At 62.6% G+C, this 12,182-nt stretch carries 11 protein-coding genes; 6 read left to right on the top strand and 5 right to left on the bottom strand.

The annotated features are described in order from the left end of the window. Positions 1-18: 18 nt before the first annotated feature. Complete coding sequence (locus PGC08_RS14565; RefSeq protein ID WP_029417792.1) at positions 19-1,089, bottom strand: BMP family lipoprotein; 1,071 nt, start codon at positions 1,087-1,089, stop codon at positions 19-21. A gap of 304 nt (positions 1,090-1,393) precedes the next feature. Here PGC08_RS14565 and PGC08_RS14570 point away from each other — a divergent pair, with 304 nt between their 5' ends. From PGC08_RS14570 to PGC08_RS14585, 4 genes are all read left to right on the top strand, one after another. Continuing rightward, entirely contained in the window at positions 1,394-3,244 is a 1,851-nt protein-coding gene (locus PGC08_RS14570) for an ABC-F family ATP-binding cassette domain-containing protein (RefSeq protein ID WP_271708726.1), read from the top strand. Positions 3,245-3,266: 22 nt separating this feature from the next. After that, positions 3,267-3,611: a TraR/DksA family transcriptional regulator gene (locus PGC08_RS14575; RefSeq protein ID WP_271708727.1), complete on the top strand. Its 345-nt coding sequence runs from the start codon at positions 3,267-3,269 to the stop codon at positions 3,609-3,611. Between the two features lie 96 nt (positions 3,612-3,707). Continuing rightward, a complete protein-coding gene (locus PGC08_RS14580; protein WP_271708728.1) occupies positions 3,708-4,739 on the top strand; it encodes an acyltransferase family protein in 1,032 nt (343 codons plus the stop codon). Positions 4,740-4,971: 232 nt separating this feature from the next. After that, complete coding sequence (locus PGC08_RS14585) at positions 4,972-6,021, top strand: homocysteine S-methyltransferase family protein (RefSeq protein WP_271708729.1); 1,050 nt, start codon at positions 4,972-4,974, stop codon at positions 6,019-6,021. Between the two features lie 151 nt (positions 6,022-6,172). Here PGC08_RS14585 and PGC08_RS14590 read toward each other — a convergent pair whose 3' ends face one another. From PGC08_RS14590 to gndA, 4 genes are all read right to left on the bottom strand, one after another. Beyond that, entirely contained in the window at positions 6,173-6,553 is a 381-nt protein-coding gene (locus PGC08_RS14590; protein WP_271708730.1) for a hypothetical protein, read from the bottom strand. A 5-nt stretch (positions 6,554-6,558) separates the two neighbouring features. Further along, the gene (locus PGC08_RS14595) at positions 6,559-7,014 is read right to left on the bottom strand and encodes a formate/nitrite transporter family protein (RefSeq protein ID WP_271708731.1); all 456 of its coding nucleotides are present in this window, start codon (positions 7,012-7,014) and stop codon (positions 6,559-6,561) included. A gap of 197 nt (positions 7,015-7,211) precedes the next feature. Then, positions 7,212-8,354, bottom strand: coding sequence for an alanine--glyoxylate aminotransferase family protein (locus tag PGC08_RS14600; RefSeq protein WP_271708732.1), 1,143 nt, complete (start codon positions 8,352-8,354; stop codon positions 7,212-7,214). A gap of 65 nt (positions 8,355-8,419) precedes the next feature. After that, entirely contained in the window at positions 8,420-9,955 is a 1,536-nt protein-coding gene (gndA, locus tag PGC08_RS14605) for an NADP-dependent phosphogluconate dehydrogenase (RefSeq protein WP_271708733.1), read from the bottom strand. Between the two features lie 215 nt (positions 9,956-10,170). Here gndA and PGC08_RS14610 point away from each other — a divergent pair, with 215 nt between their 5' ends. Both PGC08_RS14610 and PGC08_RS14615 read left to right on the top strand, forming a co-directional pair. Continuing rightward, the gene (locus PGC08_RS14610; protein WP_009883907.1) at positions 10,171-10,668 is read left to right on the top strand and encodes a gluconokinase; all 498 of its coding nucleotides are present in this window, start codon (positions 10,171-10,173) and stop codon (positions 10,666-10,668) included. A 93-nt stretch (positions 10,669-10,761) separates the two neighbouring features. Next, on the top strand, positions 10,762-12,165 hold the full coding sequence (locus PGC08_RS14615; protein ID WP_193078246.1) for a GntP family permease: 1,404 nt from the start codon (positions 10,762-10,764) through the stop codon (positions 12,163-12,165). The last annotated feature ends 17 nt before the right edge of the window (positions 12,166-12,182 follow it).

The raw sequence follows: 12,182 nt of genomic DNA on the forward strand, positions 1-12,182 counted from the left end.
GCAGTTTAACCTGTTCGCTTATTTCGGCGAGTTCTCGGAATCCACGGTCAGAGAACCGTCGATGATCTGCTTCTTGAGCGTCTCGACGTCCTTCTTCACGTCTTCGGGGACCTTGTCGTCGAAGTCGTGGTAAGGAGCAAGTCCGACGCCTTCATTTTCGAGAGTGCCGACGTAGGGCTCAGAGCTGAAGTTGTCCTTCTGTGCCTCAGACACGGTGTCCTCGACAGCGTTCGCGATCTGCTTGACCACCGAGGTGAGGATGATGTCACCGTATTCGGTGGACTCGTAGCCGTCGGAGTCGACCCAGACCAGTTTGACGTCCTTGGCTTCCTTCGCAGCCGCTGCGGCGCCGAGGCCCACAGGTCCGGCGACGGGCATGATGACGTCGGCGCCCTGGGAGATCAGCTGCTTAGTCAGAGCCTGACCCTGTCCCTGGTTCTCGAAGTCACCGGAGAAGGAGCCGTCCTGCTTCTTCTTGTTCCAGCCGAGGAGTTTGACGTCCTTCTTGTTGTCTTCGTTGAACTTCTCCACACCGTCGGCGAAACCGTCCATGAACACGGTCACGGAAGGAATCTGGATTCCTCCGAAGGTGCCGACCTTTCCGGACTCGGAGGATGCGGCGGCAACATAACCAGCGAGGTAGGCGGCCTCTGCGGTGTTGAAGACGAGTGGCTTCGCGTTGTCGATGGTGACTGGCTTGCCGTCAGCATCGGAGAACGTCGAGTCGATGAGGGCGAAGTTGAGGTCGGGGTTGGCCTCGGCGGCTTCCTGGATCGAGTCTTCGAGGAGGAACCCGACGCCGAAGGTCAGATTGCAGCCCTGCTGGACCATGTTGTCGACGTTGGGTCCGAAGTCGGCGTCGCCCTGCGACTCGGCCAGCTTCTCCTGTATGCCGAGGTTGTCCACCGCTGCCTGCAGGCCCTCACGTCCGGACTGGTTGAATGACTGGTCATCCCAGCCGCCGGAGTCCGAGACCATGCAGCCGAGGAAGTCCTCGGCATTGGTCTCGCCGCCGCTTCCTGATCCACAGGCGGAGAGCACGAGGGCAGATGCGGCGGCAATCGACACCGCAGATACGAGCTTCTTCACGTTTACTCTTTTCTCAAGTTACTCAGGACCAGCCCTGGCGTCGATCGAGGCACAGAGTCCTCCGCCGAATTTGTGAAACCACTGGATGATCACTCATATTTCAATGAATTTTCCGTCAGTCTAATGCAACACAGGCCCATATCAGGGGCCTCTAGCATCTGATTCGACGACACCGATATGAAAACGCAACATAACTTCATGTTGGCGTCTCCCCCACCTGCCCGCAGAGACAGCTCGTCACCAGCCCGCGGGCTACGTGCGCATGCTGGTCCCAGGCCGCTCGTGCCCTAAGCTAGAGGGCGATATGGCACATCTTCTTGGGGCTGAAGCCCTGCACCTCGAATACCCCACCCGCATCGTCTTCGACTCCGTCACGCTCGGCGTCGACGCCGGAGACATGATCGGCATCGTCGGCCGCAACGGCGACGGCAAGTCCAGCCTGCTGGGCATGCTCGCCGGCACCATCGAACCCGATTCCGGCCGCGTGACCTACCGCGGAGGAATGCGCCTGGGGATGCTCAGCCAGCGCGACACCATGGACTCCGAAGCGACCGTCGGCTATTCCGTCGTCGGCGACATGGACGACCACGAATGGGCCCGCGACGCCAAAGCCCGCGACATCATCGCCGGCCTCATCGCCGACTTGGACTGGAACGCCACAGTCGGCAGCCTCTCCGGAGGTCAGCGCCGCCGCGTGGCTCTGGCGGCACTGCTCATCGAAGACTGGGACCTGCTGATCCTCGATGAGCCCACCAACCACCTCGACGTCGACGGCATCTCATGGTTGGCCAAGCACATCAAGAACCGCTGGCCGAAGAACTCCGGGGCGCTGCTGCTCGTGACCCACGACCGGTGGTTCCTCGACGAGGTCTGCACCAAGACCTGGGAGGTCCACGACCAGATCGTCGAACCCTTCGAAGGTGGATACGCCGCATACATCCTCCAACGTGTCGAACGCGACCGCATCAACGCCGCCACAGAACAGAAGCGCCAGAACCTCATGCGCAAGGAACTGGCATGGCTGCGCCGAGGTGCTCCTGCCCGAACCTCGAAGCCGAAGTTCCGGATCGAGGCGGCAAACCAGCTCATCGCCGATGTCCCGGAGGTGCGCAACCCGATCGAACTGAAGAAGATGGCGACGGCCCGACTCGGCAAGGACGTCGTCGACCTCCTCGATGTGTCACTGAGCTTCGGTAACCAGCAGATCCTCGACAACGTCACCTGGCGCATCGGCCCCGGCGAGCGCACCGGAATCCTCGGCCCCAACGGTGCCGGCAAGTCGACCCTGCTCAGCCTCATCTCCGGAGAGCTCGAACCGGATGAAGGCAGAGTCAAGCGCGGGAAGACCGTGAAGGTCGGAGTCCTCGACCAGCAGTTCAAGGAACTCGACGCCATCGCCGGACAGAAGGTTCGCGAGGTTCTTTCGGAGTCGAAGACGAGCTTCAACATCGAAGGCAAGGACTACACCCCGGCACAGCTGCTCGAGCGCCTCGGCTTTGCCAAAGAGCACCTCTCGGCCCGCGTCAAGGACCTCTCCGGAGGGCAGAAGCGCCGCCTGCAGCTGTTGCTGCTGCTCATGTCCGAGCCCAATGTCATCATCCTCGATGAGCCAACCAACGACGTCGACTCCGATATGTTGGCCGCGATGGAGGACCTCCTCGACTCCTGGCCGGCTACCCTGATCGTCGTCTCCCACGATAGGTACCTGCTCGAACGCGTCACCGATCAGCAGTACGCGATCCTCGATCACGGTATGCGGCACGTGCCCGGCGGCGTCGACGAATATCTGAAGCTGCGTGCCGATGCCGCCAAGTCCGGCAGGTCAGGGAAATCCGGGACGTCCAGTGGACCGGCTAAGCCAGGTGGGGGCTCGCCGGACTCCGGCTCGGGCAATGCGAATTCGTCTGCTGAATCGGGCGCAGACGCACTCTCCGGAGCCGAGGCCCGAGCGGCCAAGAAGGAGGTCTCCTCGATCGAGCGTCGCATGGACAAGCTGAGCAAGCGCATCGCCCGTGCCCACGATGAGATGGCCGACCACGACCAGACCGACTTCGAAGGGCTGCAGAAGCTCACCTCTTCCCTGCAGGAGCTCAAGGACGAAATGACCGAGCTGGAGGAGCGCTGGCTCGAAGCCAACGAGGCTCTGGACGCCTGATGATGAACGGCGAGGAGGGCTGATGGCAGATTCGGATCGCGTGCGGGAGCGTCTGCGTGCCGAAGACTCCGAGACCAGGAGGCTCATCGCCACACTGTCCTCGGATATCAAGGATCTCTCCGCGGCACGCGAGGGCGACAACAGCGACGACGAACACGACCCCGAGGGATCGACTCTCGCCTTCGAACGATCGCAGGCGGAGACCCTGCTGCGCCAGTCCGAAGAGCGCCTGCTCGCCATCGCCGAGGCGGAGCAGAGGCTTGAGCGCGGCGTCTTCGGAATCTGCACGAACTGTGGAAACCCCATCCCCGAGGTGCGGTTGGAGATTCGGCCCTACGCGCCGACCTGCGTCGCCTGCGCAAGCTGAAGAGAAGACGTCTTCCAAGCTGAACACCCCCTGGTTACTGGCTTGGAGCGGCATGAATTCTTTAGGTTTCGTGGCCCAGCGCGCTATCGTGGCGTGGTGCCCATACGAAATCACCGACTGGACCGCGCCAAAGGCATCCTCATCTTCACTGTCGTCCTCGGCCACCTGCTGGCCAGGACATCACCATGGGATGACGATGTCCTTCGTGCGCCGATGTACCTCATCTATTCGTTCCACATGCCGGCCTTCGTCTTCCTGGCCGGCATCACAGCGAAGTCGACGAGGCTGCCCGAACGCGTCCTGACATTCCTGGTCCTGCTGTTCACCGTCCTGCCTCTGATGTGGGGATGGATGTGGGTCTTCGACCTCAATCCCGACTACAGTTTCCTCACCCCGTTCTGGTACACATGGTTCCTGCTGTCGATGGCGTGCTGGATCATTACCGTGCCGTTCATCGAACGATTCCCACGAACGATCCTTGTCACCTCGGTGGTGGTGGGGCTCTTCGGTGGAATTCTGCCGATCCTCGACACGGAGCTCTCGGCGTCACGGTCCATGATCTTCTGGCCCTTCTTCGTCATCGGCAAGCTCTACGGCAAGCAGATTCTCAACTGGGCCGGCAGCCTGCGCATCTGGCAGAAGCTGTTCTTCACAGCGACTGCCTTCGGCACGATCGGCTACTTCTACCTCGATGAGGTCTACTACAAGTGGTTCTACGGCAGCCTCAACTTCGCCCACTTCGATGTCAGCATCCCCGAGGGCGTCGGCATCCGCCTCATCGTCGACATCGGCGCACTGCTCATGACCTTGGCGCTGCTCATGTGGGCCGGCGACAAAGACACCATCATCGCGAAGATCGGCCGGAACAGCCTGGCTGTCTATGTCCTCCACGGGTTCGTCGTCCGCGGTCTCCAGCCTGTCCTCCGTGACATCGAGGACGTGATCAGCGCCCCACTGATCTTCGTCCTCTGCCTCGTAGTGGGACTTCTGACCACATATGTGCTGTCGTGGGCTCCGCTCGAGAAAGCCCTGCGTTGGTACTCCTCGACCGTGACCCGATTGCTGCTCGCACCGTTTGCGTCATTGCGCCCGAAGCCCGGCAGTCACTCGGAGAAGGCTTCTTCGTAGGCACCTCTTACAGGGGTACGAGCCCCGCGCCGTTGCAAGTCCCGCGCTGGTACGAGTCTCACACCGGTACGAGTCTTCGGAGTCGCCGAAAATGATTCTGACCGTCATATGACAGAATTATGTCGATGTGACGTCGGTAACATTTCCAAAGATGGTTATATGCGTAGAGTTCGGGCCACCAGCCTGAGCGAGCTCAATCGCCTGTCCTCTACCTCCCGTACGGAGAGCACTCATGACTCAGTCCAACCCGTTGATCCAACGCCTCGACGCCGGACCAGTGATCTGCGCCGAGGGATTCCTGTTCGAACTCGAGAAGCGCGGCTACCTGTCCGCCGGAGAATTCGTGCCCGAGGTCGCGCTCGAATTCCCCGATGCTCTGCGGTCCCTGCACGTGGATTTCCAACGTGCCGGTTCGGACATCGTCGAGGCCTTCACCTACAACGGACACCGCGAGAAGATGCGGGTCATCGGCAAGGAGGATCTGCTCGAACCTCTCAACCGCTCCGCCCTGCAGATCGCCCGCAGCGTTGCCGATGCCAAGCCCGGCAACTTCATGGCCGGAAACATCTCGAACTCCAACATCTGGGATCCCGAGAACGCCGATCGCCAGGCCGAGGTCCGTGCCATGTTCACCGAGATGGTGGGCTGGGCCGTGGACGAAGGGGCCGACCTCATCATCGGTGAGACCTTCTACTTCGCTGGTGAGGCCATCGCTGCGGCGGAGGTCGCCAAGGCCAGCGGGCTGCCTGTCGTCCTCACCCTCGCCCCCATGGCCTTCCAGGAGATGGCCGATGGCGTCGGCATCGTCGAGACCGCGCAGAAGCTCGAACAGCTGGGCGTCGACGTCGTCGGCCTCAACTGCTTCCGCGGACCCGCGACGATGCTGCCGTGGCTGAAGGAGATCCGCGCGGCCGTGTCTTGTCACGTCGGCGCCCTGCCCATCCCCTACCGCACGACGCAGGATGAGCCCACGTTCTTCAACCTCTCCGACCCCCGCGCCGAGGTGGCTTCACCGCACGGTCGCACCTTCCCCACGGCTCTCGATCCGCTGCAGACGAATCGCTACGAGATCGGCGCCTTCGCGAAGGAAGTCTACGACCTGGGCGTCAACTACATCGGCGTGTGCTGCGGCGCGACTCCGATGCACATCCGTGAGGTCGCCGAGGCGGTCGGACTGACCACCGATGCCAGCCGGTTCTCGGAGAACATGAAGAACCACTTCATGTACGGCGACAACGAACGCCTCGCCGACAACGTCGTCGCGCTCGGCTCCACCGCCTGAGGCAGGCAACGAGCAGCGCCACGCACCGCCAGTGCCATAACCTCTCGTCGCAACGGGAGCTTATGGCATTGTGCGTGTGCAGCAGAGCTGCCGGGGCCAGCAGCAGCTACCGGTAGTAGTTGCGGCTCTAGGCTGGAGTTGCGACTTCCGCTTACTTCGCCTGTGCCTCGAGGTCTTCCAGCGAGACCGTGCCCTGACGTACTGCACGCAGCACACGATACGTGCGGACCACTCGGGGCAGAGTAATGAGAAGCAGCCCGCCGAGCATGTTGAACGGGATGACGATCGCAAACCACTTCAGCAGATCCAGCATCGAGATATCTGCCCCGGCCAGCATGGCGGCGAAGATGACGATCGCGTTGAGGGCACCGTGGAGCATGCCGAGACCGATGAGCAGCAGACCCGATGCCATGCTGACGATGGCGAGGACGACGCCATTCGAGGTGCCCTGTGACATCCGAGTCGACAAGGTGACGGTGGCACCGGCCAAGAGTGAGAGCGCGATCATCACCACCAAGGACGATTGGTCCATGTACTTCACGGCCGTTCGATCATCGTCGAATGGTAGTCAGGCAGCGCCACAACCATCAGTCCGGCAAAGGCCAGGCCCCCAAGCAGGTTGGTCACCAGGGTCACCGCCCACAGGCGGACCACCTGAAGCACATTGGCCTGGCCTGCGATGACGGCGTTGATGGGCAGCAGAAATTCTTCGGTGAACAGCTCTGAGTGCGCAAGTTTCAACGCCAACAGACCAATGCCGAAGGCCAGACCTGCCAGTACATCAGAGCCCGTTGTCTGCTTGATCAGCACCATCGCAAGAATGCCCAGGCCCACATCGACACCGCCGAAGAATCCGGTGACGAGGAGTTCTGGCCACTTACGATTCAGACGCTTTGCTCCCGTGACCACGGTCGCGGTTGCCTCATCGACCAGTTCGTCTTCAAGATCGAAGTCATTCGTCCCTAGCCGCTGACGCTGTGCTTTCTGGGTCATCGTCACAGTGTATTTGCGGGACCTGTGCTCGGCCAGCGACGAGCTGCCAGCGAGCGTGCGAGTTCCGGACCGGTCGGTGCCGCGGCAAAGATCCGACATCACACACCAGGAGCGCCAAAACCTCCTGTTGCAACGGGAGGTTTTGGCGCTCTTGGTGTGCTGTGCGACGTCAGTTCTGCCGCCTCAGCTCCGCGGAATCAGCTCTGCGGCGTCACGCCGATCGAATCGAGCGCGGTTTCGAGACGGGTGATCGTGCCGTCGATGTCGCCGAGCTTGTCGAGACCGAAGAGACCGATGCGGAAGGTCGAGAAGTCCTCGGGCTCGTCGCACTGCAGGGGAACACCGGCAGCGATCTGCACGCCGGCTTCCTTGAACTGTGCGCCGGTGGCCAGCTTCGGGTTGTCCGTGTGGACGACGACCACGCTGGGCGAGGCGAACTCCGGTGTCGCGACAGAGGGCAGCCCGCGCTCGGCGAAGACCTTGCGGACCCGGTCGCCGAGTTCGAACTGTGCCGCCGAGAGCTTATCGAAGCCGAGCTGCTCGGTCTCCAGCATGATGGCGGCATTGTGTGCCAGCGAATCGGTGGGCATCGTCGCGTGGTACGGCGCCCGACCCTCTTCGTACTCGTCGGCGATGAACAGCCACTTCTTGAGGTCCATCGCGAAGCTCGTCGACGTGGAATCCTGAACGGCGGCGCGGCCTGCTTCGCTGAGCATGACGTATCCTGCGCAGGGTGAACCGCTCCACCCCTTCTGCGGAGCGCTGATGAGGACGTCGACACCCAGATCCGTCTGCGAGGCCCACACCGCACCGGAGGCGATGCAGTCGAGGACGAAGACACCGCCCACGCTGTGGACCGCGTCGCTGATCTGGCGCACGTAGTCGTCGGGCAGCAGCATTCCGGAGGCGGTTTCGACGTGGGGTGCGAACACGACTGCTGGGCGTTCGGACTCGATGGCGGAGACCACCTCGGCGATGGGTGCCGGCGACCAGGCCGACTGGTGCTCGTCGCTGCTCGGGGACGCCTTGAGCACCCTCGTCTCGCTGGCAATGGATCCGGCGTCGAGGATCTGTGACCAGCGGAAGGAGAAGAGCCCGTTGCGGACCACGAGGCATTTCTTGCCGGTCGCGAGCTGCCTGGCCACGGATTCCATGGCGTAGCTGCCACCACCGGGTACGATGGCCACGCTGTGCGCGTCATAGGCTTCGCGCAGGACGCGGTTGATGTCCTGCATGACGGATACAAATCGACCCGACATGTGGTTCAGTGATCGGTCGGTGAAGACCACCGAGTATTCGAGCAGGCCGTCTGGGTCAACATCTTCGTGTGGCAAAGTCATGCCTCCCACATTGCCATGTTCACGTGGTTTGGGCCACTACCGCCCAATTGCAGAGACGTCGCCCTTCACAGCTGCACTTCGCTGCGGTCACCCGACCACAGGGTGTGGAAGGTTCCCGCTCGATCTGCGCGCCCGTAGGTGTGGGACCCGAAGAAGTCTCGCTGCCCCTGCACCAGCGCTGCCGAGGACCGGGAGGTGCGGATGCCGTCGAAGTACGACAGCGCCGAGGCCAGGGCCGGAATCGGCACGCCGGCCGAGGCCGCGTCGGCGACCGTATCCCGCAGAGCCTGCTGCCCGACATTGAGGGAATCCTGGAAATACGGATCGGCCAGCAGTGAGCTCAGATTCGGATCGGCGTCGAAGGCTTCCGTGATCCGGTCGAGGAATCTGGCGCGGATGATGCAGCCCGCCCTCCAGATTCTGGCGACTTCTCCGAGTTCAGTCTTCCAGCCGTACTCCTGTGCTCCTGCGGCGATCTCGTGGAAGCCCTGCACATAGGCGAGGATCTTTCCCGTGAACAGCGCTTGTCGCACGGTTTCGATGACCGTGTCACGGTCGACCGGCGCCGAGGTGGCGGCAGCGTCGTCATCCGCCGAGGTGGTGCTCGATGGACCGTCCAACGCCGTCCCGGAGGAACGCAGTACGGATACCGAGGACAGGGACCTGGCCGAGACCGCCTCGGCGATGGTGGCCACAGGCACACCCAGATCGAGGCCGGTCTTCACGGTCCACCCGCCGGTCCCCTTCGCCCCGGCAGAGTCGGCGATGACGTCGACGAACGGCTTTCCTGTGGCCGCATCGGTGTGATCGAGGACCTCGGCGGTGATTTCGATGAGGTAGGACTCGAGTTCTCCGCGGTTCCATTCCCTGAAGACCTCGGCGATCTCGGACGGAGTAAGGCCGAGCCTGCTTCTCAGCAGCGCGAAGGCCTCGGCGATGAGCTGCATGTCGGCGTATTCGATCCCGTTGTGGATCATCTTGACGAAGTGACCGGCCCCATCGGTGCCCACATGGGCGATGCACGATTCCTGGTCAATTTGTGCGCGATCCGCCGGTGCGCCGTTTCCGTCGCTGGACTCGGCACGTGCGTCACCGGTTGCGGCGCGTGCGGCGATGGGTTCGAGGATCGGTCGCAGCCTCGACCACGCGGATTCGGTGCCGCCGACCATCATCGACGGCCCTTCGAGGGCGCCGACCTCTCCCCCGGAGATGCCGACCCCGACGAACTCGATTCCGGCCTGCCTCACGGTCTCACCACGAGCAATCGTGTCGGTGAATAGCGAGTTTCCACCGTCGACGATGACGTCTCCGGGCTCGAAGACCTCGACCAGATCGTTGATCGCCGAGTCGGTAGCCGCTCCGGCATTGACCATGAGGATCGCCACGCGTGGGCCCGAGAGCTTGCTGGCCAGATCCGCTGGCGAGGAGGCGACGAGGAATTCCGCGTCGGGATGTTCGACTGCCAGTGCCTGAGCGCGGTCGACATCGCGGTCGTAGACAGCGACTCGTGCGCCGGACCGAGCGGCCAGGTTTCGTGCGAGGTTTCGTGCGAGGTTCGAGCCCATCACTCCGGTGCCGATCACGCCCACTTCTGCGGTCATACCCAATCCTCTTCCTCGTGGCTGCTGGTCATGGCTGCCAGCGTCGGTTGCCAGCAATAGCCGCCAGCAGTGGCTGCCAGTGACGGTGAAATGTCGCAGCTGCCAAGTTCTCGCAGCAGTTGACAGTTCCACATGTCTCATTTAGATTTCTATAAATCTGATTTAATGAGTGCAGTTTAGCAATGTCATCATATTTTTACGAGAGGCCGGTTGATATGGACCTTCCCCCGCTTGTCATCATGGGGGTGTCCGGCACGGGAAAGACCCTGATCGGCCGTCGCTTGGCTGCAGAGCTCGGAGCCGTCTTCGTCGACGCCGATGATCTCCACAGCCAGGACAACAAAGACAAGATGCGTTCCGGAGTCCCCCTCGACGATGAGGATCGTTGGCCGTGGCTGAAGTCGGTGGCGAGCGAGCTGATCGCGACTCCGCCGCCTGTCGTCGCCTGTTCCGCGCTGCGGCGCAGCTATCGGGACTATCTGCGAGCGCAGGCACCTGCCACCTTCTTCGTCCATCTCACCGGGGACCGCGAGATCATCGTCGAACATCTCGCGCGGCGTTCACACGAGTTCATGTCGCCGACGCTCGTCGACTCGCAGCTGGAGACTCTGGAACCACTCGCCGTCGAGGAAGCACATTTCCTCGCGCCCATCGACCTGTCCCCCGACGAGGTGAGTCGATACATCATCGAACGCCTCCCCCAGGGCAGCTGACCCGAGCCTCATGCCACCCGACCACCGCCCACTCCAATCTGACCGCCATCGGCTGCCACCTGAGCGCTGTCGAACCTCAAGGAAGAGGAAATTGTGACCGAGATCGAACTCAACTGGACGCTGTCAGCCCCGGCGCTGCTCGGCATCGCCGCAGCAGCCATCGCGGTGCTGCTCATCCTCATCATCCGCTTCAGACTTCACGCCTTCATCGCACTTGTCGTGGTCAGCGTGCTCACCGCCCTGGCCGCAGGGATCAGCCCCGGCGATCTGGTGCCGGTCATGTACGACGGATTCGGATCCACATTGGCCAGCGTCGCACTCCTCGTGGGGCTCGGCGCCATGCTCGGCAGGATGCTTGAACTCTCCGGTGGGGCGCAGGTGCTCACGGACGCACTCATCAGAGCCTTCGGAGAGAAGCGTGCGCCATTGGCCTTGGGGCTGACCTCGCTGCTGTTCGGGTTCCCGATCTTCTTCGATGCCGGCCTGGTCGTCATGCTGCCGATCATCTTCACCGTGGCCAAGCGGCTCGGCGGCTCTCTGCTTCTCTACGCCATACCCTCGGCAATCGCCTTCTCGGCCATGCACATCTTCGTCCCGCCGCATCCTGGTCCCGTGGCCGCATCCGGACTTCTGGGCGCGAACGTCGGACTCGTCCTCATCTGCGGTCTCATCATCGCCGTGCCGACCTGGTACCTGTGCGGGTATCTGTTCGGGCTCTTCATCGGCAAACGCATCAACGTCCCCGTCCCCTCACTCCTGGCCCACGACCCGGCCGAGGAGTTCGCCGACTTCAGGTCCTCACCCAAGCTCTCAACGGTCCTCGTTCTGCTTGCCCTGCCGCTCGTGCTGATCTTCCTCAACACCGGCCTCAACTTCGCCGGTGAGGCCGGCTGGGTCGACGCCGAGTCCACTCTCATCACCTCACTGCGGATGCTCGGGGAAACTCCGATCGCGCTGCTCATCACCGTGCTGGCGGCCATGTGGCTGCTGGGATGGCGCAAGAAGAAGGGCAGCAGCATGGTCGAGAACATCGTCGACTCGGCACTGGGCCCTGTCTGCTCGATCATCCTCATCACCGGAGCCGGCGGCATGTTCGGCGGTGTGCTGCGAGCCAGCGGGATCGGTGATTCCATCGCCGACTCCCTGGCGACTCTGGGACTACCAGTCATCGTGGCCGGATTCGTCATCGCAGCGATCGTGCGCATCGCCCAAGGCTCGGCCACGGTCGCGCTCACAACTGCTGCGGCTCTCATGCAGCCGGTCGTCGTCGGCAACCCCGACTTCTCGAGCCTGCAGGTCGTCGCCATCGTCCTGTCCCTGGCCGCAGGCTCCGTGGTGGCCAGCCATGTCAACGATTCAGGCTTCTGGCTGGTCTCCAGGTTCTTCGGCATGGACACGAAGACCACGCTGAAGACCTGGACCGTGGCTCAGACCATTCAGGGCCTCGTCGGCTTCGCCCTCAGCCTCGCCCTCTACGGAGTTGTCAGCGCGTTCTGATCAGTACGTCTCACGTT

The sequence above is a fragment of the Brevibacterium sp. BDJS002 genome, assembly GCF_028201555.1.
Taxonomy (GTDB): domain Bacteria; phylum Actinomycetota; class Actinomycetes; order Actinomycetales; family Brevibacteriaceae; genus Brevibacterium; species Brevibacterium aurantiacum.